25 protein-coding genes and 1 tRNA gene are annotated in these 23845 nt (G+C 59.0%); 18 read left to right on the top strand and 8 right to left on the bottom strand.

The annotated features are described in order from the left end of the window. Positions 1–78: 78 nt before the first annotated feature. From AAHE99_RS08520 to AAHE99_RS08545, 6 genes are all read left to right on the top strand, one after another. Positions 79–978: a LysR family transcriptional regulator gene (locus AAHE99_RS08520; protein ID WP_342116463.1), complete on the top strand. Its 900-nt coding sequence runs from the start codon at positions 79–81 to the stop codon at positions 976–978. Next, a complete protein-coding gene (locus AAHE99_RS08525; RefSeq protein ID WP_342116465.1) occupies positions 960–1868 on the top strand; it encodes a LysR family transcriptional regulator in 909 nt (302 codons plus the stop codon). The genes AAHE99_RS08520 and AAHE99_RS08525 overlap by 19 nt, the downstream gene beginning before the upstream one ends. A gap of 115 nt (positions 1869–1983) precedes the next feature. Beyond that, entirely contained in the window at positions 1984–3204 is a 1221-nt protein-coding gene (locus AAHE99_RS08530) for a CmpA/NrtA family ABC transporter substrate-binding protein (RefSeq protein WP_342116466.1), read from the top strand. A gap of 11 nt (positions 3205–3215) precedes the next feature. Beyond that, a complete protein-coding gene (gene ntrB, locus AAHE99_RS08535; RefSeq protein ID WP_342116467.1) occupies positions 3216–4190 on the top strand; it encodes a nitrate ABC transporter permease in 975 nt (324 codons plus the stop codon). A 1-nt stretch (position 4191) separates the two neighbouring features. Continuing rightward, positions 4192–4986 (top strand): ABC transporter ATP-binding protein, encoded by a 795-nt coding sequence (locus tag AAHE99_RS08540; RefSeq protein WP_342116469.1) that lies wholly within the window; start codon positions 4192–4194, stop codon positions 4984–4986. A 70-nt stretch (positions 4987–5056) separates the two neighbouring features. Next, positions 5057–5212 carry a hypothetical protein gene (locus AAHE99_RS08545; RefSeq protein WP_342116470.1) on the top strand — a complete coding sequence of 52 codons (156 nt, stop codon included), beginning with the start codon at positions 5057–5059 and terminating at the stop codon, positions 5210–5212. 3 nt (positions 5213–5215) lie between these two features. Here the strand turns inward: AAHE99_RS08545 and tsaD are convergent, their stop codons facing one another. Continuing rightward, positions 5216–6250: a tRNA (adenosine(37)-N6)-threonylcarbamoyltransferase complex transferase subunit TsaD gene (tsaD, locus tag AAHE99_RS08550; RefSeq protein WP_342116472.1), complete on the bottom strand. Its 1035-nt coding sequence runs from the start codon at positions 6248–6250 to the stop codon at positions 5216–5218. A 69-nt stretch (positions 6251–6319) separates the two neighbouring features. Between tsaD and AAHE99_RS08555 the strand changes: the two genes are divergently transcribed. After that, positions 6320–6772 carry an OsmC family protein gene (locus AAHE99_RS08555; RefSeq protein WP_342116473.1) on the top strand — a complete coding sequence of 151 codons (453 nt, stop codon included), beginning with the start codon at positions 6320–6322 and terminating at the stop codon, positions 6770–6772. Here AAHE99_RS08555 and AAHE99_RS08560 read toward each other — a convergent pair. Beyond that, positions 6769–7827: a 3-deoxy-7-phosphoheptulonate synthase gene (locus AAHE99_RS08560; protein WP_342116474.1), complete on the bottom strand. Its 1059-nt coding sequence runs from the start codon at positions 7825–7827 to the stop codon at positions 6769–6771. The two genes, AAHE99_RS08555 and AAHE99_RS08560, sit on opposite strands and share 4 nt — an antisense overlap. Positions 7828–7900: 73 nt before the next feature. On the opposite strand from AAHE99_RS08560, the gene ybiB reads away from it, so the two are divergent. The 9 genes from ybiB to AAHE99_RS08605 all read left to right on the top strand — a co-directional run bounded on the left by ybiB (position 7901) and on the right by AAHE99_RS08605 (position 18017). Then, positions 7901–8854, top strand: coding sequence for a DNA-binding protein YbiB (gene ybiB, locus AAHE99_RS08565; RefSeq protein WP_342116476.1), 954 nt, complete (start codon positions 7901–7903; stop codon positions 8852–8854). 59 nt (positions 8855–8913) lie between these two features. Further along, the gene (locus AAHE99_RS08570) at positions 8914–10122 is read left to right on the top strand and encodes an NAD(P)/FAD-dependent oxidoreductase (protein WP_342116478.1); all 1209 of its coding nucleotides are present in this window, start codon (positions 8914–8916) and stop codon (positions 10120–10122) included. Between the two features lie 198 nt (positions 10123–10320). Then, on the top strand, positions 10321–10533 hold the full coding sequence (rpsU, locus tag AAHE99_RS08575) for a 30S ribosomal protein S21 (protein WP_005665410.1): 213 nt from the start codon (positions 10321–10323) through the stop codon (positions 10531–10533). 127 nt (positions 10534–10660) lie between these two features. Further along, positions 10661–11110 (top strand): GatB/YqeY domain-containing protein, encoded by a 450-nt coding sequence (locus tag AAHE99_RS08580; RefSeq protein WP_342116507.1) that lies wholly within the window; start codon positions 10661–10663, stop codon positions 11108–11110. Between the two features lie 212 nt (positions 11111–11322). Continuing rightward, complete coding sequence (gene dnaG, locus AAHE99_RS08585) at positions 11323–13125, top strand: DNA primase (protein ID WP_342116508.1); 1803 nt, start codon at positions 11323–11325, stop codon at positions 13123–13125. A gap of 217 nt (positions 13126–13342) precedes the next feature. Further along, positions 13343–15541 carry an RNA polymerase sigma factor RpoD gene (gene rpoD, locus AAHE99_RS08590; protein ID WP_342116509.1) on the top strand — a complete coding sequence of 733 codons (2199 nt, stop codon included), beginning with the start codon at positions 13343–13345 and terminating at the stop codon, positions 15539–15541. Between the two features lie 43 nt (positions 15542–15584). Beyond that, positions 15585–15663 (top strand) — tRNA-Ile (locus AAHE99_RS08595). A 116-nt stretch (positions 15664–15779) separates the two neighbouring features. Further along, a complete protein-coding gene (locus tag AAHE99_RS08600) occupies positions 15780–16853 on the top strand; it encodes a site-specific integrase (RefSeq protein ID WP_342116511.1) in 1074 nt (357 codons plus the stop codon). A gap of 129 nt (positions 16854–16982) precedes the next feature. Continuing rightward, positions 16983–18017, top strand: coding sequence for a hypothetical protein (locus tag AAHE99_RS08605; protein WP_342116513.1), 1035 nt, complete (start codon positions 16983–16985; stop codon positions 18015–18017). Between the two features lie 150 nt (positions 18018–18167). Here the strand turns inward: AAHE99_RS08605 and trfA are convergent, their stop codons facing one another. Together trfA and AAHE99_RS08615 are read right to left on the bottom strand one after the other, a co-directional pair. Continuing rightward, a complete protein-coding gene (gene trfA / locus AAHE99_RS08610; protein WP_342116515.1) occupies positions 18168–19223 on the bottom strand; it encodes a plasmid replication initiator TrfA in 1056 nt (351 codons plus the stop codon). Then, positions 19223–19438: a DNA-binding protein gene (locus tag AAHE99_RS08615; RefSeq protein ID WP_342116517.1), complete on the bottom strand. Its 216-nt coding sequence runs from the start codon at positions 19436–19438 to the stop codon at positions 19223–19225. Before AAHE99_RS08615 ends, trfA begins: the two co-directional genes overlap by 1 nt. 429 nt (positions 19439–19867) lie before the next feature. Between AAHE99_RS08615 and AAHE99_RS08620 the strand changes: the two genes are divergently transcribed. After that, a complete protein-coding gene (locus tag AAHE99_RS08620; protein ID WP_342116519.1) occupies positions 19868–20266 on the top strand; it encodes a hypothetical protein in 399 nt (132 codons plus the stop codon). A gap of 144 nt (positions 20267–20410) precedes the next feature. On the opposite strand, the gene AAHE99_RS08625 is transcribed toward AAHE99_RS08620, so the two are convergent. Beyond that, a complete protein-coding gene (locus tag AAHE99_RS08625; RefSeq protein WP_342116521.1) occupies positions 20411–21574 on the bottom strand; it encodes a type IV secretion system protein in 1164 nt (387 codons plus the stop codon). A 62-nt stretch (positions 21575–21636) separates the two neighbouring features. On the opposite strand from AAHE99_RS08625, the gene AAHE99_RS08630 reads away from it, so the two are divergent. Next, positions 21637–21840, top strand: coding sequence for a hypothetical protein (locus tag AAHE99_RS08630; RefSeq protein WP_342116522.1), 204 nt, complete (start codon positions 21637–21639; stop codon positions 21838–21840). 1 nt (position 21841) lies between these two features. Here AAHE99_RS08630 and AAHE99_RS08635 read toward each other — a convergent pair whose 3' ends face one another. The 3 genes from AAHE99_RS08635 to AAHE99_RS26780 are packed head-to-tail and all read right to left on the bottom strand — an operon-like array spanning position 21842 to position 23623. Further along, positions 21842–22564: a hypothetical protein gene (locus tag AAHE99_RS08635; protein WP_342116525.1), complete on the bottom strand. Its 723-nt coding sequence runs from the start codon at positions 22562–22564 to the stop codon at positions 21842–21844. A gap of 13 nt (positions 22565–22577) precedes the next feature. Further along, positions 22578–22829, bottom strand: a complete 252-nt coding sequence (locus tag AAHE99_RS08640; RefSeq protein WP_342116526.1) for a hypothetical protein — start codon at positions 22827–22829, stop codon at positions 22578–22580. Then, the gene (locus tag AAHE99_RS26780; protein ID WP_446728909.1) at positions 22826–23623 is read right to left on the bottom strand and encodes an integrase domain-containing protein; all 798 of its coding nucleotides are present in this window, start codon (positions 23621–23623) and stop codon (positions 22826–22828) included. The genes AAHE99_RS08640 and AAHE99_RS26780 overlap by 4 nt, the downstream gene beginning before the upstream one ends. Positions 23624–23845: the final 222 nt, after the last annotated feature.

A 23845-nucleotide genomic window follows, 5' to 3' on the forward strand; every position in this document is an offset into this window, starting at 1 on the left:
AAGGGAATATTAGGCGCCGCAATGCTGCTACACTAGCCATGGTAAAGGTGATTGATATTCAACTTTCAGTTGTAAATAATGGATAAGGCGCGCGTTATCACTCTCTTCATCGGCGTCGTGCACGCCGGCAGCTTCAGCCAGGCGGCGGTGGATGCCGGCCTGTCCGCGCAGGCGGTCAGCAAGGCGATCCGCCAGCTGGAGGAATACCTCGGCGTGCGCTTGTTCCACCGCACCACGCGCAGCCTGAGCCTGACCGACGAGGGCCAGCGCCTGTTCGAACTGGCCAATCCCGGCCTGCGCCTGCTGGACGAAGCGCTGGACCATGTGCAGAACAGCCGCGAAGCGGTGGACGGCATGATCCGCATCGCCGCACCCACCTCGCTGGGCACGGTGATGCTGTCGCCGCTGCTGCGCGAATTCCAGGAGCTGTATCCAAGCGCGCATTTCGACATGTTGTTCGACGACCATTTCACCGACCTGATTGAATCGAAAATCGACGTCGGCTTCCGCGCCGGCAATCCGCCCGAGCGCAACCTGGTAGCGCGCCAGCTGGGCCGCATCCCGCTGTATATCTGCGCCGCGCCCGAGTACATCGAACGCCACGGCGCGCCGCGCACGGTGGAGGATTTGCAGCAGCACCGCTGCACCGGCTTCCGCCAGCCGAACACGGGCCGCGTGATACCGTGGGAGCTGAAAGGGCAGGGCGGCACCGTCTACCAGGACGTGCCCTGCGTGGCGACCTTCAATACCGCCGAGGGGGAAGTGGAAGCGGTGCGCGCCGGCGTCGGCATCGGCCAGCTGGCGCTGTACATGGTGGAGCGCGACCTGGCGGAGGGTAGGCTGGTGCACCTGCTGCCAACCCATGTGACAGCGAATGCCGCCGTTTACATGTACTATCCGCAGCGCAGCCGCATGCCGATGCGCGTGCGGCACTTTATCGACTTCATGGTGAAACGCAAATGGACCGCCTTTACCTGATGACCGTCTACGTGGCCGTGGCCGAGGAGCAGGGCTTCGCGGCCGGCGCTCGAAGGCTCGGCATGTCGCCGCCCGCCGTGACGCGCGCCATCGCGTCGTTGGAAGAGCGGCTGGGCGTGAAACTGCTGGACCGCACCACGCGCCACGTGCGCGTCACCGAAGCGGGCCAGCGCTACCTGGATGATGCGCGCCGCATCATCGCCGAAGTCGACGAGGCCGACGATGCGGTCGCCGGCATCAATGCCGCGCCGCGCGGCCACCTGACTATAACGGCGCCGGTGCTGTTCGGCCGCCTGTACGTGATTCCGGGCATCGTGGCGTACCTTGAGCGTTATCCGGACATGAATGTCTCCACCGTGTTCGTCGACCGCGTGACCAACCTGCTGGAAGAGGGCATCGACATCGGCATCCGCATCGGCGAGCTGCCCGATTCGAGCATGCGCGCGATCCATGTCGGCCAGGTGCGGCGCGTGATCGTGGCCGCGCCAGCCTACCTGGAGCAGCATGGCGCGCCGCGTACGCCGCAGGAACTGGAGCAGCACGCCATCGTCGCCTCGTCCGGCTCCAGCGTGCCGCCCGACTGGCGTTTCCAGCATGGCGGCAGCACGCAATCGCTGCGCGTCAAGCCGCGCCTGGGCGTGAACAATAACGATTCGGCGATCGAGGCGGTACGCAGCGGCTTTGGCATCGCGCGCCTGCTGTCCTACCAGGCGGCCAGCCTGCTCGACTCTGGTGAGCTGGTGGAAGTGCTGCAGGATTACGCCACGCCGGCGGTACCCATCCACATCATCCATCGCGACAGCCGCCAGGGCTCGACCCGCATCCGCAGCTTCGTCGACCTGATGGCAGAGCGTTTGCGCACCGATATGAGGCTTCAGCCGGTGCGTTGACGCCGCCTATTGGTGCGGTGCACAACGACGGTGCTGCCTTTTTCACACCTCTGCCCCGTAAAGCAGGGTGGCACGGTGCTTGCAATATCCCCATTATTTACTTACGGGGATAGTCATGGATCACACGTTCAGCCTTACCCGTCGCCGCCTGCTGGCAGCTGGTGCGGCGACCGCTCTGTCGAATTACGCCTGGGCTGCAGGCTCCGACAAGCCGGAGAAGGAAGAAGTCAAAGTCGGCTTCATTCCCCTGACGGACTGCGCCTCGGTGGTGATGGCGTCGGTACTGGGCTTCGACAAGAAGTACGGCATCAAGATCGTCCTGAGTAAGGAAGCTTCCTGGCCCGGCGTGCGCGACAAACTGGTGAACGGCGAGCTCGATGCGGCACATGTGCTGTATGGCCTGGTGTATGGCGTGCACCTGGGCGCCGGTGGCCCGAAGAAGGACATGGCGGTGCTGATGAACCTTAACCACAACGGCCAGGCCATCACGCTGTCGAAGAAGGTGGCCGATAAGGGCGCCGTCGATGGCGCCTCGCTGGCAAAACTGATGCGCACCGACCAGCGCGAATACACGTTCGCGCAAACCTTCCCGACCGGCACCCACGCCATGTGGCTGTACTACTGGCTGGCCGCGCACGGCATCAACCCGATGCAGGACGCCAAGATGATCACCGTGCCGCCGCCGCAGATGGTGGCCAATATGCGGATCGGGAATATGGACGGCTTCTGCGTGGGCGAACCATGGAACCACCGCGCCATTGTCGACGGCATCGGCATCACGGCCACCACCACGCAGGAGATCTGGCGCGACCATCCGGAGAAGGTGCTGGGCACCAGCGCCGAGTGGGTAATGAAGTATCCGAACACCGCGCGCGCCCTGGTGGCGGCAGTACTGGAGGCTGGCCGCTGGATCGATGCCTCGCTATCGAACAAGGTGAAAATGGCCGAGACCATCGCCGACAAGTCGTATGTAAATACCTCGGTCGATGTGATCAACCAGCGCATCCTGGGCCGCTACCAGAACGGGCTGGGCAAGACCTGGGACGATCCGAATTACATGAAGTTCTTCAACGACGGCGCGGTGAACTTCCCCTACCTGAGCGATGGCATGTGGTTCCTGACGCAGCAGAAGCGCTGGGGCTTGCTCAAGGCCGAGCCGGACTACCTGGCCGTCTCCAGGCAAGTCAACCAGATCGACGTATTCAAGGACGCCGCGGCCATGGCCAAGGTGAGTGTTCCGAAGTCGCCGCTGCGCAGCGTGAAGATGATTGATGGCGCGGTTTGGGATGGCAAGGATCCCAAGGCGTATGCGGCCTCGTTCAAGATCAAAGCGTGAAGGGAGGACGTATGAGTGCAGTCTATGGAAAGATTGTTGGCACGGCGCCACCTGCCAGCGCACCACTGACCGCGCGCGACGCGGCGCGGGAGAGCGCGCTCCAACGGACAGCGGAGGCACTTGCGGCGGCGGGCGTGGGGGCAGGCCCTGACGCGCCATCGCGCAGCGCACGGCTGGCGGCCAAGGGCATCAACCTGACGCCGGCGAGCGAGCGCCTGCGCCCGATCGTCATGAAAGTGCTGCCGCCGCTGCTGGGCCTTACGCTGCTGGTGCTGGCGTGGCAAATCCTGGCGCTGCGCAACGCCGGCTTCCCGACGCCGCTTGAGACCTGGCACGAGGCGGTGAAGCTGTTCGCCGACCCGTTCTACCGCAAGGGCCCGAACGACCAGGGCATCGGCTGGAACATACTGGCCTCGCTGCGGCGCGTGGCGCTGGGCTTCGGCATGGCGGCGCTGGTCGGCATTCCGCTCGGCTTCCTGATCGGCCGCTTCAGCTTTGTGTACGGCATGTTCAGCCCTCTGATCAGCCTGCTCAAGCCCGTGTCGCCGCTGGCCTGGCTGCCGATTGGGCTGCTGGTGTTCAAGGCCGCCGATCCCGCCGCCATCTGGGCCATCTTCATCTGCTCGATCTGGCCGATGATCGTCAACACCGCCGTCGGCGTGCAGCGCGTGCCGCAGGACTACCTGAACGTGGCGCGCGTGCTGAACCTGTCGGAATGGAAGGTGGCGACCAAGATCCTGCTGCCGTCTGTGCTGCCCTACATGCTGACCGGCGTGCGGCTGGCGATCGGCACCGCATGGCTGGTGATCGTCGCCGCTGAAATGCTGACCGGCGGCGTGGGCATCGGCTTCTGGGTATGGGACGAATGGAACAACCTGAATGTGCCGCACATCCTGATCGCGATTGGCGTGATCGGTATGGTCGGTTTGCTGCTGGAGCTGGCGCTGGTGGCGCTGGCCAAAGCCTTCAGCTATGAGGAGAAATGAGATGGCCGCAAAGTTCATCGATATCAGCCGGGTCGAAATGCGCTTCGGCCAGTTCCACGCGCTGCGCGACATCAACCTGACGGTGGAGCAGGGCGAATTCATCACGCTGATCGGCCACTCCGGCTGCGGCAAGTCCACCTTGCTCAACCTGGTGGCCGGCCTGACGCGGCCCAGCGGCGGCGTGCTGGTGTGCAGCGGCCGCGAAATCGCCGGCCCGTCGCCCGAGCGCGCGGTGGTATTCCAGAACCATTCCCTGCTGCCCTGGCTGACCTGCTTTGAAAACGTCTACCTGGCCGTGGAGCGCGTCTTCGCCGGCAAGGAAAGCCGCGCGCGGATGGATGAACGCACCTGGCAGGCGCTGGAACTGGTGGGCCTGGCCACAGCGGGCGGCAAACGCCCCAACGAAATTTCCGGCGGCATGAAGCAGCGCGTCGGCATCGCCCGCGCGGTCTCGATGGAGCCCAAGGTGCTATTGATGGATGAACCGTTCGGCGCGCTCGACGCGTTGACGCGCGCCCACCTGCAGGACGAGTTGATGCGCATCGTCGCCAGCACCGGCGCCACCGTCGTGATGGTGACGCACGACGTGGATGAAGCGGTGCTGCTGTCCGACCGCATTGTGATGATGACCAACGGCCCGGCCGCCACCATCGGCGACATCGTCAAGGTGCGGCTGGCGCGCCCGCGCGAGCGCCTGGCGCTGGCGCAGGATCCGCTCTACCTCGAGTACCGGACCAGCGTGCTGGAATTCCTCTACCAGCGCCAAGGCCGCCCGGCACAACGTGTTGCTGCATAGCAACGTACAAAAGTGTGGCAGTAGTGCTGCTCTGCTGCTACATTGTGGTCTATACAAATGGAGACAAGAAATGAACACCGAAGTACAGCAGCACCAAGTTGTCAAAGACGCAAATCGCCATGAACTTGCAAGGAAGCAAATCGACCTGCACGGTGCAGGGATGCGCACCGGCATCGTTGCCGGCCTGCTGGCCCTGGTGGGCCTGAGCGCCTGGCTTCTGGCTTAACGTTTAGATAACCCGCAGTTCGTCCAGCGGCCAGCGCGGACGGACGTTGAAGGAATAATCCCGCTGCGCCGCTTGAGGATTGATCTTCAGGCGCATGGCGCCGGCGAAGGCAATCATCGCCCCGTTGTCGGTGCAGAATTCCAGTTCCGGGTAATAGACCTTAAAGTGTTTCTTTTTGGCTGCCGCGTTCAGCGACGCGCGCAGCTGCGCGTTCGCGCCCACGCCGCCGGCGATCACCAGGCGTTTCAGGCCGGTCTGCTTGAGGGCGGACAGGCATTTCGCCGTCAGCACATCGACAATCGCATCCACGAAACCGCGCGCGATATTGGCCTTGTCCTGCTCGCAGACATTGGCCGCGCCGCCGTTATTGTTCACCACCGTCAGCACCGCCGTCTTCAGGCCCGAGAAGGAGAACATCAGGTCCTTCGAGTGCAGCATGGGGCGCGGCAGCTTGTACGCTTCCGGATCGCCGAATTCCGCCAGGCGCGAAATGGCCGGCCCGCCGGGATAGCCCAGGCCGAGCAGCTTGGCCGACTTGTCAAAAGCTTCACCCGCCGCATCGTCCAGCGTTTCGCCCAGCAGCTCGTACTGGCCGACGCCGTCCACCCGCATCAGCTGCGTGTGGCCGCCGGAGACCAGCAGCGCCACGAAGGGGAATTCAGGCGGCTCGCTGGCCAGCAGCGGCGACAGCAGGTGGCCTTCCAAGTGGTGCACACCCAGCACCGGCTTATCCAGCGCCATGCCGAGCGAGCAGGCGATGGCCGAACCGACCAGCAGGGCGCCGGCCAGGCCTGGGCCCTGGGTGTAGGCGATGGCGTCGATATCCTGTGCAGCCATGCCGGCCTTGGACAGGGTTTGCTCCAGCAGCGGGATGGCGCGGCGGATATGGTCGCGCGAGGCCAGTTCCGGCACCACGCCGCCGTATTCCTCGTGCATCGCCACCTGCGAGTGCAGGGCGTGCGACAGCAGGCCGCGCTCCGTGTCATACAGGGCCAGGCCGGTTTCGTCACAGGAGGATTCAACGCCGAGAACGATCATCGTTTGGAGCAAAATTAAAAGGGGAATCCGCCATTGTAAAGGAAAGTGCGGCGGTGTATCGTGCTTTGCATGAGCCATACCGCCGAAGTCGCGTGGTTCCGCCACGACGCAAAATTCACCGATAACCGCTACAGCCGCTTGCATAAGTGGACTTTTGACGGCGGCACCGTGGTGCCGGGATCGTCCTCGCCACACGTGGTGAAGGTGCCTTTGTCCGACCCGAGCGCGGTCGATCCGGAGGAGGCGTTCGTTGCCTCCCTGTCAAGCTGCCATATGCTGTGGTTCCTAAGCCTTGCGGCGCGGGACGGCTATGTGGTCGACAGCTATGTCGACGCGGCGGAAGGGGAGATGAAGGATGGCTGGATCGCCGTGGTGACGCTGAAGCCGGTGGTGGCCTTCTCGGGCGAGAAGGTTCCCACCGACGCGGAGCTGGACCGGCTGCACCACGAAGCACATGGGGAGTGCTTCCTGGCGCGCTCGGTCAAGTCCGAGATACGTATTGAGGGCAGCTGGCGCTATTAAGGACGGGCGCGCAGCTCGCGGTCAGCCTCGCGCAGCACGTGAGCGGTGGTGTCCCAGTCGATGCAGGCATCAGTCACCGAGCAGCCGTATTTGAGTTCGGACAGGTTGGCCGGAATCTTCTGGTTGCCCGCCACGATATTCGACTCGATCATCACGCCCATGATGGACTGGTTGCCGTGCACGATCTGGTTGACCACATCGGTCATCACCAGCGGCTGCAACTCCGGCTTCTTGTACGAGTTGGCGTGCGAGCAATCGATCACGATATTGGCCGGCAGCTTGGCCTTCGCCAGCGACTGCTCCGCAATCGCCACCGACACCGAATCATAGTTAGGACGTCCATCGCCGCCGCGCAGCACCACGTGGCCGTGCGGATTGCCGCGCGTACGCACCACCGACACCGTGCCCTGGCTGTTAATCCCCAGGAAGGCGTGCGGGTTGGCCGCCGACAGGATGGCGTTGATGGCGATACCGATATCGCCATCGGTACCGTTCTTGAAGCCCACAGGGGTCGACAGGCCGGACGACATTTCGCGGTGGGTCTGCGATTCCGTGGTACGGGCGCCGATGGCGGTCCAGGCGATCAGGTCCCCCAGGTACTGCGGCGAAATCGGGTCCAGCGCCTCGGTCGCGGTTGGCAGGCCCAGTTCGCAGACATCGAGCAGGAACTGGCGCGCCTTCAGCATGCCCTCGTCCACGCGGAACGAGTCGTCCATATACGGATCATTGATATACCCCTTCCACCCCGTGGTCGTGCGCGGCTTCTCGAAATACACGCGCATTACCAGCAACATCGTATCCTTGACCTCTTCCTGCAGCGCCTTCAGGCGGCGCGCATAGTCCAGGCCCGCCACCGGGTCATGGATCGAGCAAGGGCCTACCACCACGAACAGGCGCTTGTCCTTGCGTTCCAGGATGGCGCGCAGGTCGGCGCGGCCCTTGGTGACGGTGTCGGAAGCCTTTTCGGTCAGCGGCAGTTTCGCATGCAGCTCCTCTGGGGTAGGCATGGATGCGAAGGAAGTAACGTTAATGTTTTCGAGGTTTTGGGCAATCATGATCAGTCTGCTTTTAACTGGGTTTTTACTACGGGGGTCTAACAGTGTAGCCGAAATGCCGTAAACTGGCTGAATGACGACTAAACAAGCTTTCCACGCCGCCCCGTTCATCAAGGAGATCGGCCGCGGCGCCAAGGGCGCCCGTAGTATGAGCCGCGAGCAGGCCCATGAATTGTGGAGCGCCGTCCTCGATGGACGCGTATCCGACCTCGAACTGGGTGCCATCCTGCTATCGATGCGGATCAAGGGCGAATCGGTGGACGAGCTGGAAGGCATGCTGGAAGCGGCCGAAGCCTCGTTCGACAAGCTGCGCGCACCCGCCGGCGACTACGTCCCAGTGGTAATCCCCAGCTACAACGGTGCCCGCAAGATGGCCAATTTGACCGCGCTGCTGGCCATGCTGCTGGCGCGCGACGGCGTGCCGGTGCTGGTGCACGGGGTCGCCCACGACGTAGGCCGCGTCGCCACGGCCGAAGTATTCGAAGCCCTGGGCGTGCATGCCGCGCGCACCCATGCAGAAGCCGAAGCCGCGCTGGCCGCCGGCCATGTCAGCTTCATCACCATCGAAGCGCTGGCGCCGCGCCTGGCGTGGATGCTGTCGCTGCGCCGCGTGCTCGGCGTGCGCAATTCCACGCACACGCTGGTGAAGATCATGCAACCGTTTGCCGGCCCCGCGCTGCGGCTGGTGTCCTACACCCATCCCGAATACCTCGAATCGCTGGGCCAGTTCTTCACGCTGAACAAGGGCCACGCCTTCCTGATGCGCGGCACGGAAGGCGAGACCGTCGCCAACGCCAACAAGGCGCAAAAGATCGACTGGTTCCACGACGGCGAACGCACCGTGCTGGTCGAGCGCCAGATGCTGGCCGACAGCGTGCCCGCGCTGCCGGAAGATAAAAGCGCCGAGTCCACCGCCGCCTGGATCCAAGCCGTGCTGCGCGGCGAGATCCCCATCCCCGACCCCATCGCCCAGCAAGCCGCCCACTGCAAAAATGTCGCCCGTAAACTTATGTCCGCTTCGGGGTAAGGACGGTACGGCGCCCCGGCAAAAGTGGACAATTCTTGCCTGCTGTAAAATGGGCAGTTATGGCTAAAGAATTTGATGTGGCGGTGATCGGCGCGGGCGCCGCTGGAATGATGTGCGCGGCGACGGCGGGCCAGCGAGGCAAGCGGGTGGTGCTGATCGACCACGCCGAAAAACTGGCGGAGAAAATCCGCATCTCCGGCGGTGGTCGTTGCAACTTCACCAATATTAACGCCGGCCCGGCCAATTTCCTGTCCGAGAACCCGCACTTCGCCAAGAGTGCGCTGTCGCGCTTTACCCCGCAGGATTTCCTGGCGATGGTGAAAAAGCACCGCATCGGCTTCCACGAAAAGCACAAAGGCCAGCTGTTCTGCGACGACTCCGCCGAGCAGATCATCGACATGCTGCGCAACGAATGCGCCGATGGCGGTGTGCAATGGCGCATGCCGACCAAGGTGCAGGTCGTGGCGCAGAATGGCGCCGGCTTTATCCTGGAGACCGACGAGGGCGACATCCACGCCAGCGCTGTAGTGGTGGCCACTGGCGGCCTGTCGATCCCCAAGATCGGCGCCACCGATTTCGGCTATCGCGTCGCCAAGCACTTCGGCCTGAAACTGGTCGACCCGCGTCCCGCCCTGGTGCCGCTGACCTTCGACGCCGCCGAATGGGCGCCGTTCGTGCCGCTGGCCGGCGTTTCGCTGGAAGTGGACGTGGAAACCGGCTCCCTGAAAGGCCGCAACCCGACCGGCGCCCGTTTCCGCGAAGACCTGCTGTTCACCCACCGCGGCCTGAGCGGCCCCGCCATCCTGCAGATTTCCAGTTTCTGGCAGCCCGGCACCCCGATCACGATTAACCTGCTGCCGGAGATGGACCTGGCGCAAACCCTGATCGAAGGCAAGGGCACGCTAAAGAAACAGCTCGGCAACCTGCTGTCGCAATGGATGCCGACCCGCCTGGCCGAAGGCCTGCTGCAAGTGCACGGCCTTGACCCCGAAGCGCGCATCGCCGATATGAAAGACGACACGCTGCGCAAGCTCGGCCGCGCAGTCAACCAATGGACCATCACCCCCAACGGTTCGGAAGGCTACCGCAAGGCCGAAGTCACCCGTGGCGGCGTGGACACACGCGAACTGTCCCAGCAATCGATGGAATGCAAGAACGTCCCCGGCCTGTATTTCATTGGCGAAACGGTGGACGTAACGGGATGGCTGGGCGGCTACAACTTCCAGTGGGCGTGGGCCTCCGGGGTGGCAGCAGGCCTGGCGATCTGATATAGTTCGACTCCCGGCAAGGCATTTTCCGCCGGATTCATGATGTTAGCGGGGCTGAAATATTGCCCGCGAAAAGACGTCGATTTCCCTTATGGAACCGCCTGTGTGGCCGGTTTGGCGTCTTTTGTCTCTTCCATTTTTGAGCAAAAGCTGCTAATATCGCTGTCTTTCCTGAACCCTAACGGTTTGAATTTTTACATGACTACTATCCGCCTTAAAGAAAACGAGCCGTTCGAAGTCGCAATGCGTCGCTTCAAGCGCACCATCGAAAAGACCGGTCTGCTGACCGAACTGCGCGCACGCGAGTTCTACGAAAAGCCAACCGCAGAGCGCAAGCGCAAGCTGGCAGCTGCCGTGAAGCGTCACTACAAGCGCATCCGCAGCCAGCAACTGCCTAAGAAGCTGTACTAATTTGACTCTTCGTTGGTCATCCTTGCAGGCGCTTTGATCGCCACGGATGCCCACGCCAGAGTTTCAACCCGCTCCGGTCTGAACCGCAGCGGGTTTTCCTTTTTTCACGCACACTTTTGAGGTAGCTATGAGCCTGAAAGCCCAGATTTCTGAAGACATGAAAGCAGCGATGCGCGCCAAGGAAGCCGGCAAGCTGGCCACCATCCGCCTGATCCTGGCTGAGATCAAGCGCAAGGAAGTGGACGAGCAGATCGAAGTCAACGACGCCCAGACCGTGGCCATCGTTGAAAAAATGATCAAGCAGCGCAAGGATTCCATCACCCAGTTCGAAGCCGGCGGCCGTGCCGACCTGGCCGACATCGAAAAAGCCGAACTGGCGGTGCTGGTGGCGTACATGCCAGCCGGCCTGAGCGACGACGAAATCGCCGCCGAAGTGAAAGCCGCCGTCGCCGAATGCGGCGCCACCGGTCCGCAGGACATGGGCAAAGTGATGGCCATCGTCAAGCCAAAGCTGGCCGGCCGCGCCGACATGACTGTCGTGTCCGCCCTGGTCAAGAAAGCCCTGACCCCGGCATAATCTGCAGCCGAGCTCGTGTCCCACCATGGGGTCACACCCCAGCCGGGACACGAGCCCAGCCGCGTAGCGGCTGGGGCCGTGTCCCGCTTGGGGTGTGACCCCATGGTGGGACACGGACTGAGCCGTGCCGTGGGCCGCGCGTGTTGAGGTGGATCAAACACTCCTCGCGCGCGGCGGTATAGTCTGATTTATAACAAATACCGTTCAGCCTCGTGATTCCACAGTCTTTCATTGCCGATCTGCTCAATCGCGTCGATATCGTCGACGTGGTGGGGCGCTACGTCCAGCTGAAAAAGGGCGGCGCCAATTACCAGGGCCTATGCCCGTTCCACAACGAAAAGTCCCCCAGCTTCACAGTCAGTCCAACCAAGCAGTTCTATCACTGCTTCGGCTGCGGCGCCCACGGTACCGCGATCGGCTTCCTGATCGAGTATTCGGGCATGGGTTTCGTGGATGCAGTGAAAGACCTGGCCCAGAACGTCGGCATGGTGGTGCCTGAACAGGATGACAAGATTCCGCCCGCCCAGCGCGCCGCCATGCAGCAGCAATCCATGGCCCTGTCGGATGCCATGACCAAGGCGGCCGAATTCTATAAAGCCCAGCTGCGCCACGCGCCGCAAGCCATCAGCTACTTGAAAGGCCGCGGCCTGACCGGCGAAATCGCGGCCCGCTTCGCCCTCGGCTACTCGCCCTCAGGCTGGGATGCCCTGAAAGCCGTCTTCCCGGACTACGACAGTCCGGTCCTGGTGGAAGCCGGCCTGATCATCCAGAACGTGGAGGAAGACGGCCGCCGCACCAAGCGCTACGACCGCTTCCGCGAGCGCGTCATGTTCCCGATCCGCAATACCAAAGGCCAGGTGATCGCCTTCGGCGGCCGCATCATGGACCAGGGCGAACCCAAGTACTTGAATTCTCCGGAAACGCCTTTATTTTCAAAGGGTTCGGAACTGTATGGCTTGTTCGAGGCGCGCCAGGCCATCCGCGACGCCGGCTATGTGCTGGTGACCGAAGGCTATATGGACGTGGTGGCATTGGCCCAGATGGGCTTCCCGCAGGCTGTGGCCACGCTGGGAACCGCCTGCACCACCACCCACGTCCAGAAACTGTTGCGCCAAACAGACAATGTGATCTTCAGTTTCGACGGCGACAAGGCCGGCCGCCGCGCCGCAAGGCGTGCGCTGGAAGCCTGCCTGCCGCACGTGTCGGACGACAAGACCATCAAGTTCCTGTTCCTGCCCGCCGAGCACGACCCGGACAGCTATATCCGCGAATATGGCGCCGAGGCCTTCGAGCAGCAGGTGCACGAAGCCATGCCGCTGTCGCAGTTCCTGCTGCGCGAAGCGGCGGGCGAACATGATTTGAGTTCGCCTGAGGGCCGCGCCCGCGTCCAGTTCGACGCCAAGCCGTTGCTGCAGGCGATGACGCCGACCGCGCTGCGCCTGCAAATCGTGCGCGGCCTGGCGACGATGACGCAGAGCACGCCGGGCGAAGTGGAGCAGCTGTTCGAGCTGGCCAAGCCGGTGGCCGCGAACAAGATCGCGCCGCCGAAAAGCCGCCGCGAGCAGCCAGTCGGGCTGGAATTGAAGCTGATCCGCGTGATGATCACCCACCCGACGCTGTCGCTGCAGCTGGACGACGAGGCCCTGATGGCCTTCGCCCATTTCGGCCAGGAAGCGGCCGAGCGGCTGATCTGGCTGGTGGTGCAGGCCCAGTCGCTGGGCGAGCAGGGCGGTTTCGCTGCCCTGTGCCAATTGTTAAAAGAGTCCGGCAGCGAGTACGATGCGCTCATCAGCGAAATCGCCGCGGCGCCGGAACCGGACATCGAGGCGGAGCGGGTGTGGCTGCTCGATTCGGTCCGCCACCTGCAAATCGAAACCGTGAAGGCTGAGCTGGCCCAGTTAATGCAGCAATATAACGCCGGTTTGCCGAGTGAAGAATTTGGTGTACGCTACCGCGAACTTGCTGCTAAGCAAGATCAGCTGTTGAAGGAAGCGGAGGGTGCGAGTCAGAGGTAATTGCTTGCGCGCACGCAACCCTTCCCGTCTGGTAATTGTAAAGTGGCGTGCTATAATAAAATGCTAAATATTGCAATATTTAGCGGGGCAGTATTTTCGTTTGTTTTCAGTAAGTTATAGCAGTAGTTGTTGCAGTTTGTAGTGGACTTAACTATTCCCGAAAGCGCCTGTGCCAGCAAAGAAACCTGAAACCAAAGCGGCTGAAAAGCCTCGCAAAGTGACCGCCAAGCCCGCGACCAAGTCGGCTGAGAAACCGGCTACTCGCGTTACCAAGGCACCGCCGGCGGTTAGTCAGACTACGGACGCAGCCGCCCTGGCTGCCATCGATACTTCCGGATATGTGCTGCCGACCGTCAAGGTGCCGGGCCGCCGTGGCCGCAAGCCGAAGGAATTCCAGCCTGAAAATGACGAGGTAGCAGCACTGAACGCCGTCGAGCGCGCCGAAATGAAGGCTGCGGACAAGGCCAAGGCCAAGGACCGCAAGGCCAAGGAAAAGGCATTGCTGAAAGACGCGTTCTCTTCCGACACCGAAGCGACGGAAGAAGAGCTGGAGCGCCGCCGCCAGAAACTGAAAACGCTGATCAAGTTCGGTAAGGAACGCGGTTTCCTGACCTACGCCGAGATCAACGACCACCTGCCGGAAAATATCGTCGATCCGGAAGCGATCGAAGGCATTATCGGCACCTTCAACGACATGGGCATCGCCGTGTACGAGCACGCGCCGGATGCCGAGACCCTGCTGCTGTCGGATAACGTCGCCACTGTCACCAGCGACGACGAGGCGGAAGCCGCCGCCGAAGCCGCACTGTCCACCGTTGATTCCGATTTCGGCCGCACCACCGACCCGGTCCGCATGTATATGCGTGAGATGGGTTCGGTCGAGCTGCTGACCCGCGAGGGCGAGATCGAAATCGCCAAGCGTATCGAAGACGGCCTGCGCGACATGATCCAGGCGATTTCCGCCTGCCCGGTCACCATCGCCGAGATCCTGGCCACCTCCGAGCGCATCCGCCTGGACGAAATCAAGATCGATGAAATCGTCGACGGCCTGGTAGACGAGGAGCAGGAAGCTGCCGCCGCTGCGCCAGCCGCCTCCGACGACGATGAGGAAGACGTGGACGAGGAAGAAGAGGACGAAGAAGAAGAGGAAGAAGCCGCCAGCCCAGGTGGCGCCGCCGCCGGCTACACTGCCGAGCAGCTGGAAGCCATGAAGCAGGCCTCCCTCGACAAGTTCGACTCCATCGCCAACCAGTTCGAACGCATGCGCAAGGCGTTCGAGAAGGATGGCTACAACTCGAAAGCCTACCTGAAGGCACAGGAATCCATTTCCGCCGAGCTGCTGGGCATCCGCTTCACCGCCAAAGTGGTGGAGAAGCTGTGCGACACCCTGCGCGGCCAGGTCGATGAAGTGCGCCATATCGAGAAGCAGATCCTCGACGTGGCAGTGAACAAGTGCGGCATGCCGCGCGCCCACTTCATCAAGGTCTTCCCGGGTAACGAAACCAACCTGGAATGGGTGGATGGCGAAGTCGCCGCCGGCCACGCTTACAGCGCGATCCTGGGCCGCAACATCCCCACCATCAAGGAACTGCAGCAGCGCCTGATCGACCTGCAAGCGCGCGTCGTGCTGCCGCTGCCGGACCTGCGCAACATCAACCGCCAGATGGCGGCCGGTGAAATGAAGGCGCGCAAGGCCAAGCGTGAAATGACCGAGGCCAACCTGCGTCTGGTGATCTCGATCGCGAAGAAGTACACCAACCGCGGCCTGCAATTCCTCGACCTGATCCAGGAAGGCAATATCGGTTTGATGAAGGCGGTGGACAAGTTCGAATACCGCCGCGGCTACAAGTTCTCCACGTACGCAACGTGGTGGATCCGCCAGGCGATCACCCGTTCCATCGCCGACCAGGCGCGCACCATCCGTATTCCGGTGCACATGATCGAAACGATCAACAAGATGAACCGGATCTCGCGCCAGATCCTGCAGGAAACCGGCGCCGAGCCGGATCCGGCTACCCTGGCGATCAAGATGGAAATGCCAGAGGATAAGATCCGCAAGATCATGAAGATCGCGAAAGAGCCGATCTCGATGGAAACGCCGATCGGTGACGACGACGATTCCCATCTGGGCGACTTCATCGAGGACAACAACACGCTGGCGCCTTCCGACGCCGCGCTGCACGCCTCGATGCGCGGCGTGGTGAAGGATGTGCTGGATTCGCTGACCCCGCGCGAGGCGAAGGTGCTGCGCATGCGTTTCGGTATCGAGATGTCCACCGACCACACGCTGGAAGAGGTCGGCAAACAGTTCGACGTGACCCGCGAACGTATCCGCCAGATCGAAGCCAAGGCGCTGCGCAAACTGCGCCACCCATCGCGCTCCGACAAGCTCAAGAGTTTCCTGGAAGGTAACTAAACTTGACGGATAGGGCCCGGGGCCCTATCCTGCCGGGTTCTCAGGGCCCTTAGCTCATGCTTGGTTAGAGCAGAGGACTCATAATCCTTTGGTGCGCGGTTCGACTCCGCGAGGGCCTACCAAATACTGCAATAAAAACAAGGGCTTAGGCGAAAGCCTTTGTCCTTGTAAGTTCCCGACTTGCGTCGAGGTACACCAGGGGTACAGTTGGTCAACACTAACTACCTCAGGAGTACATTTGGCGACCTTCGTTACAACCCCTCATGGCAAGCATAAAGCCATCATCCGGATGGCCGGCTGGCCTATCAAGACAAAGACTTTTCAGTTCAAGCGCGACGCAAAGAATTGGGCTCGCGACACCGAGGCCGAAATGGTCCGTGGCGTGTACATTGAGCGATCGGTTTCTGAAAAACTGACCATCGCGAAAGCGCTCGAGCAATACCTGGCCGAGGTTACCCCAACCAAGCGCCCGGCGACTCAAATTGCCGAAGCCAGCAAAGCAAAGGCGCTCATCAAAGAGCTTGGGAAGTATTCGTTAGCGGCATTGACGCCGGAAATTATTGCCAAGTACCGAGACAAGCGACTTGCTGGTGACTTAAACGATGACGGAGTGCGGATCCCGCGTAGCAACGATACTGTGCGACTCGAGTTGGCATTGCTTGGCCATATGTTCACAACTGCGATCAAAGAGTGGCGCGTAGGGTTGCTTATCAACCCGGTGTTGAACATCCGGCGCCCGGCTCCGTCGCCGGGCCGAACTCGCCGGCTTAATGTTGCAGAACGCGACAACCTGATGACGGAAATCGCAAAGCACTCTAATCCGATGTTGCGCTGGATCGTGGGAATTGCAATCGAGACCGGCATGCGATCGTCTGAAATTACTTCGCTCAAGCTCGACCAGGTCGATATAGCTAGGCGGATCGTACGACTTGTCGAGACAAAAAATACAACTTCACGGACCGTACCCTTAACCCTTGCGGCGACGAAGCTGTTCGAAGAGGCCCTTGCACACGCTGCCCGTCCAAAGGACACCTCGCTAGTGTTCTATGGCGAACCAGGGCGCGACGAAGTTCGACGTCCCTATAACTTCAACAAGATCTGGGGCGATATGAAGAAGAAGGCCGGCATCATCGATCTCCGATTCCACGACCTAAGGCATGAGGCGGTTAGCAGGTTGGTTGAGTGGGGACTGAGCGATCAAGAAGTAGCCGCGATTAGCGGTCATAAGTCAATGCAGATGCTTCGCCGGTATACTCATTTGAGGGCAGAGGATCTTGTAGGGAAGTTGGATCGACTTCAGCGGGACGTCTGACCGACACCACCTTCCGCACTTCCAGAAGGCGCGTGAGGCCATTGGGATAAGCTAGGTTGGGAATGGAGTTAGATGAGCCCACCTGACTGAATGTAATTAAAACGAGTGATTTGCAAAGGTAGATTTTCCATGGGCCTTACCAACTACGGCAAAGAAATGATGGGGTACAAACGGCACATTCCCCCAGTAACTATCACTTGCCGACTGATGCTGCTGAAACTATACACAATCGATGGCGTGCAGTTTGAAGAAGCCGCTGAGGCCCAATATGGAAACGCGTTCCCGAACGTCCAGTTCGGCATTGGCTCGAGTGTCAACGCTATCTGCCAATTGCTCATCGGGGACGACTACTTCGCGGATGAGGCTGCCGAACTTAGCGATAGAAAGGCTCAAGGTCCTTTTCTGCTGACGGTGACTAGCATGCCCGCCCCGATCTCTAAAGTGTGCGAATGGTCTCAAGAGATTGATGGAAGACTGCATACACTCGACGTCTTCAACGATGAGAAGCAGGAGCTCGAATTGACGGCTACTGAACGCGAAGTGCCCGTTGTACTGGGACTCGCTGCCAGGCTAACAAAGCCAGACCGAATTGTTCGTATGAGGCACATTCTGAGCGACAAGCTAACTCGCACTCTTGACAATCAGTGGGTGTCTGATCGCCGGGTGAGCGCAAGTGCGCGCGCATCTGTGATCCAGCAACGGACGTCGATCGAGTGCTGGGATATGCTGCAGCCAGCTGTGACATCAGCTCCGGCGTTGGGCGAGCGCGTGACGCGACTGATGTACTCAGCGATGCAAGAGCGTGACAACATGAAAGCATTTTTGTTCTCCTGGATGGCGCTAGAAGTCTTGGTTAGCAAGAAGTTTGCGGCGATTAATGTCCGAGAATTTCCGCCTGAAGATTCTGTTCCAACGGCATGGCAAGTGGAAGTGGAGGGCTTGTTCCGAAATCAGCATCGCGGAAGAGAAATTCATAAGCCGGCGCAAAAGTTCGCGTACATGGCGATCTACGTATGGTCGTCCTTAGACGTGAACGATCTTGCTGAATTCAAGCGATTGAAGAAAGTAAGAGATGATTTCGCTCATGGCGAACCAGTTGAACACCAGAAGCTACCTACTGAGGCAACAATGGAGTTGTTATCGAATATTGTTTGCCAGCTTTAGTACTAGTGAGAGCGAGCACCGCGCCAGTTTGGCTGACGCATGCTAGAATTGCTGCAACAACGCCCGCCGCCACGAGCTCAGGAAAGAGTAGTGTAAAAATGGCGGGTTATTTTTTGCCCTCTCCCCGTCTCCTAAGCGATCCTTGCGACCTTAACCCGTTGTCTGCTTGCCGCGGTTACGTAGCCGCCCTTTTAGTTCTCCCGCCCATTTCTCAACGCTTGGTAAGTCGGCGTTGGGGCCGAGATCCTGGCGCGCAATAGCCAACAGCTCGTCCTTACTCAATTGACCTGGCATCGCTGACAGGTAGGCCTGTGAAGGACGTATCCCGTTCTTAGTTTTGCTCGGCGGTCTGGTCCAACTGACGATGATTTGCCCATTCCCTTTTTTCGCAACGGTCGGGGAGAGGACAACGTACTCACGTTCAAGGTCCGCTAGACCGCTTTTTAGCGCGGTGATGAAGTCGCGCTCACGTCCTTGGTAGGACATCCATTCTTTTAGATCATTGAGGCTATAGCGATGAATAGTGTTGCTAGAGGACGCTACCAAAGGCTGCAGCCACTTCCCTATATTCGTTCTTAGGCGCAGCCGAATATTCCAGTCAATGAACGAATACTCGTGCCGTGAGAAGAGCGTCAGAATTCTTGGGTCTAAAGTGAAGCAATAAGCCCCATCGCTATCACGATCGTAACGATCGATTAAGTGGAGCCCGCATTCTGGGCGCCTCCTAGTGCCAATTCGGTACTGATCATGCTCGACAACGATTGTCGCGCGATGAAGGCGCCGGATCGTATCACGGAGCCAATCGTAGTCTTTGCCCCCGCGCGTCTTGCCTAGGGCAGATAACAATCTCGCCTCCGAGATCCGAACAGGTTCACCCAGAGCCTGTTTACGGGCCTCGTACACTAACTGCAGAAACACATCACGATCGGCTTCGTCGAGTTGTGTTCCGCTATAAAAGAGCTGCACGTCACTTCGGCTGGCAAGCTTAGTTTCGAGATGCTCCTGTCGTTTCTGTCCACGATTAATCGGCGCGAACAGACAGGTCCTGATCAGGTGATTCGACATCATGCGCATCCCTTCCTGGACGTTTGGGAGGCGATAGACCTCCCTCGCGGAGGGCCTTTGGGAGCCTAAGCGAACCTGCGCCTCTTCAGTACGCCGAGCTATAAGCTCAAGAGTACTGTGAGGAATGCCTGCACGAGTCATTAGGCGCGGACGTTGAGCAGGCTGGCCACATCCGACGTGCGGAAGTAGATTCGGCGACCCAGTCGAACTTTCGCATCATTGAAGCAGTTGGCCCAGCTTCCATTAGTTCGCAAGGAGGAACGCACGGCCTCCGGCGATTTGTTCAGCAACTCTGATAGCTGGTACACATCCAGCATTGGTCCAAACTTGTGCAGCAGTTGTTCTTCGACTGTCATGGAAGCTCCTTTCTAAACATGCCTATGCATGCCTATGCGTTACAACGCAAGGCGACGGCAGGAACAGAGAGTAATGAAGTGCTATGAACGAATGGGCTCGAGTCCTAATGAGTTTTTTGAACGATTTGAATTTTGACGATGTCGCGCAATGTGAATAACTAATAAATTTGATCGGGATAAGGTCGCGCTCAGACTGGGTCGGGATTGGGATAAGATCGCTCGAAATCGGGATAAGATCGCGTTTCGTCGGGATAAGGTCGCGCCATGCGTTCTTAAGTGGCTGATATAAAAGAGGAAAATTACGTTGTTCACAGCTCTTACCTGTTTCTTACCTCTTTTTACCTAGATGAAAATTGCTTCATTGCAATCTAGTTCTTGCCTTATAGTCAACTCGTCGTGATACCCTGCGAATTTTTGCGGAGGTAAAAGATGCTGTATTGGAACGCTGACGGAGAGAGAAGAGTCGTTGCAGACAAAGCGGGAGTCGTGGTGTTTGATGTGAGATCTGGGCGGCTCGAGGAGAACGATGGGATTGCAGCTCAAATTCGCTCGACGCAGGCGGTACTAGTTACAACAGATGATGGTGCCCACAGAGATATCGAAGAGGGCGAGCTTTTAAATCGGGTCTTGGCAGCACTGCGAACCCAGGTTGTGGAACGGACTAAGAATGCTCGTTTTTTGGCCGGGCCAGACGGAGTGGACCAATTACGAACGACGTCCTATCAGGACGGCGATTTCCCCGTCCTTGAAATCAGATGGCTCAAGCATGATCCTACTGGGGAAGAAATCGCTGCCGTTGAGGAGAAATTGAAGGAACTTCTCTCGTGATTTTGACATGGCGAGTATGAGGAACAGCTCGCTAAGTATTTGAATTAAATGACTGAACGCGAAGTCACCATCTAGAAAATGTGCGTGATTTAGGTGCTTCTTCATTTCCGACCTGGATACCAGGTCGGAACTTCTCAACTGGTTCTAATCTCGCCAAGCGGCTTGTACCGTTGGAGTACTTTTGGGTTTCGGCGGACGCTTCAGGAACTCTTGCGTTTGCTTCGCGATGCCCACAGCTCGCCCGTTCGTAGCAGCGGCACCTTCCCTGATGGCATTGGCGACGCCTTTACTTGCGCCCAATGAGCCAGGTACCAAGGCGCTTGCGATCGCCGGCGCTTGCTGGATAAGCGCATTCACTGTCATAAGGACAATCGCCACGATCAGGAGTGAAGTCGCGGAGGGTGTTGAGATGCCTGCTACATCGTAAAAATTAAACGAACTAAAGAGAGCAGAAGCGACGGAAACGCAAACGCCCAGAACGCCTGTTAGCACAGCGGACCCTATTAAAAGACCTAGCCATTTGGAAAAGTACTCGCGGGTCCATGGCGTGACTAAACCGGCGATAAAGAAAGGGCCTACTGCGATGCCGACGGCACTCAGGAACGGCCCCATCAGAATCAAACCGAGCATCTCGACCGTGCCGACCAGGCAGAGCCCAAGAATAACTAACGCGAAAAGCGTGACCATCACTGCATCGAATAGGGCCAAAAGCGAGGCTGAAATTGTGAAGACAGAGAAGGTGTCAGTCAGGTCGCGACACGCCGTAGAAATGGTTGTGGCAACCATTTGAAGCACAAGGCTGTACATCTCGACAATCCCGGTCGCTGGATCACCTCCTAGGCTGCGAACATGGCTCAGGAAGCTTTGTGTGCCCGCAAAGTCAGAGATCAACTGTTCGTAGTTCGTAAGGAGATAGGCACACAGGACTACCGGCAAACCTACATCGAAAAGTATCTGTGTCATCGAGCCGTTTCGCCCCAAGGCTTGGATTGTTTCCACGATCAAGTAGATCAACGCAAGCGAGCCAGCGATGCCAAGTGCCCATTTCGAGGAGTTCTTAGCTGCGATTCTTTGGCCAGCGTCGATTAACCCTTCTGAAATGCCTTTGCTTGCCTTCGATTGCAGGCTCTTCGCTGCATTTGCGATGTTTGTAAAGAAGGCGCCAGGCGGGTTCGCCGGTACTGTGCTCGGCGCTGTCGGCACGTTCGCCTCCGATTGCTGGACTGGTGCCTCTTGTGCAAAGGCGCAGTTACTTGCCGTTGAAAAGATGAGTGCTAGGATGAGCAGTGTTCGTTGTAGTATCTTCATGGTTATTAATTTTCTGACGTGTTGGTTGCGTCCGATTTCGTTACTTTCTCGGTCTAAGAAAAATGAAAAAGAACATCTACTGGTTGGTCCTCTTAGCCCTGGGTGGCTGCCACAATAGCGAGCAGCCAGCGGCCGATGCTGCAGCTGCAGCGAAGGGAATGGAGGTAATCTCTAAACGACAAAAGGAGCTTGAGAAGTCGGACGAGGAGCTCAAGAAAATCATGGCTTCTGAAGGCTCGTCAGCACCTAAAGTCGAGAAGAAATAGATCATTTGATTTTTGCATCCGCTTCCAGGATGCGACGTTGCCGATCCGAGATGATCTGCATACCTTGTTGAACGGAAGCGGAGTCCACATTCTTTTGAATAAGCTTGGCCTGACCCTCGGCCGCGAGAGTCGCAATGAGCTGCTGGTTTTGGCCAATCAGGACGTCGATGCCGGCACCTACACTTTGCATCGCCGATGTCTGACCTTCCGCCCCCTGCAGTTCCCCAACGATTGCCTTTCTGCGTGCGGCAATTTGAGAAATCGCTTCAGTGATCGATGTGTACTGTGCAGACAGAGCCTTCGTATTGCCTTGGTCGATGGCCGAACGCGAGCGAAGAAAGTCGTTCCAGCTAAGTCCGGAGGCACCAAACTGGGATTGGACACGTCGACTAAGTTCGAGCGAACTTTCGACTACCGACACCAGCTGAGTGCTGGTTGACTTGAGTTGCATGTAGAGGGCCAGCTCTTGCTCCACGCCGGCCAGGCTGGCGAGGCCATTGAGTGATTTGAGCGACTTGCCCATGGCGACCAGTTGCTGCATATGCGTGATGTAGCTCTTGGCCGTGTTCACTTCGTTTTTAACAGCGGCGAGAGCGCTTGAAGTATTTTGAACCAGGTTGCTAGGATCGATTACTACACCGCCGAACATTGCGAGTGCAGGCTGATTGAGAAAACTTCCAGCAATTGAAGCGAGAATCATACGTCGGCTGATATTGAATTTCATTTGTCTTTCCTTGTTAGTTGTTGGGCGCAGCAAGAATGATTCGTTCGATGGCTTCTCTAACGGTCTCCCCTTTTCGCCTCTTCTTGCGGAGTACTTCGAAGACATCATGCGAAAAGCGAACCTTGGCAAGGTCATCATTTGGCGCCGCAACTTCGCTGAGTTTTGTTCCCCCGCACGTCTCTAGGCTGGCCGTCCACATGCTTCCGATCCGAACTTTCTCTAGGAGATAAATTTCGCCTCGGTGGTAGCCTTTGTCTTCGTTCATAGTGAGTTCCTTATGTAGTTGTTGAACACCCACCGACCGCGGCCATCGCCGTGCCCTAGGTCGTTAGACGTACGAGCGAGTGCAGTCTTCTGGCTACAGCCCTGGCTGAGGTAGTACTTATATTGGTCCATCGCGAATGCGCGCCTCAGTGAGTGACTCGAGTTCTCCCCCTTCAGCCCTAGTCGTGCCATACGGTCAGAATGCTGCTCTATCGCTGCTTTAAGGCTCTTGCTCACCACCAGCTGTCCTTGTTCCGAAAGGACCGAGATGGCAGATCGAACTGCTGCAAGAGCTGGAGATTGACCTTCTGGTCTAATGCATACTGACCGGGCTCTTCCACCTTTTGTTCCGTCCCGAACCAGAACGGGCTGGCCGGCGCTCAGAGCACGTTCCCATTCGCGCAATGAGTTCGCTGAACAGATTGCTTCGCGCTCTCGAAGACCCAAATGGCGGCTAAGCTCGATCAACGCCTTTGTTGATTCAGTTGCCCTGCTCAGGGCCCCCTGCAGCACGTTCTCGTCGACGACCTTACCTTTGCCAATCCTGGTTGCTGATGGAATGCCTAGAGCACTGTTTGCACAGGTATCTTGGGCAAACTGTGTACGTCCCACCCCTTCTAACGCGCGGCGAATATGGCTCATCTCGTTCTGAACGACACGAACGCTAATACCGGCATCCAGGCGTGCTTGGGCATACCCTTTAAGCTGTTTCAAGCTCAGCGTCTCAGGGTCGATAGAGACGCTCCATCTGCCTCGCTTTGCATGCGCCTGGAGCGATCGGAACGTCGTTTGCATCCTTACCTTGGTTAGCGTAGCTGCTCGGTTGTTGACCAATGCAGCCTTTGAAAACTTTGCCTCGATCGAGTCTGATTTCTTGTAAACCACTGACAATCGATACCTCCCTTGTTAGGAAAATCAATAATTACTCTGTTCAGCACGCACAGAGGGACTTCACGTTGAGAAAACAGTGGCCGCCACCGTGCAGGTGGGGGATAAAGGCCGGGTACTACATGCTGA

The sequence above is a fragment of the Pseudoduganella sp. OTU4001 genome (assembly GCF_038440195.1).
Classification (GTDB): Bacteria; Pseudomonadota; Gammaproteobacteria; order Burkholderiales; family Burkholderiaceae_D; genus Rugamonas.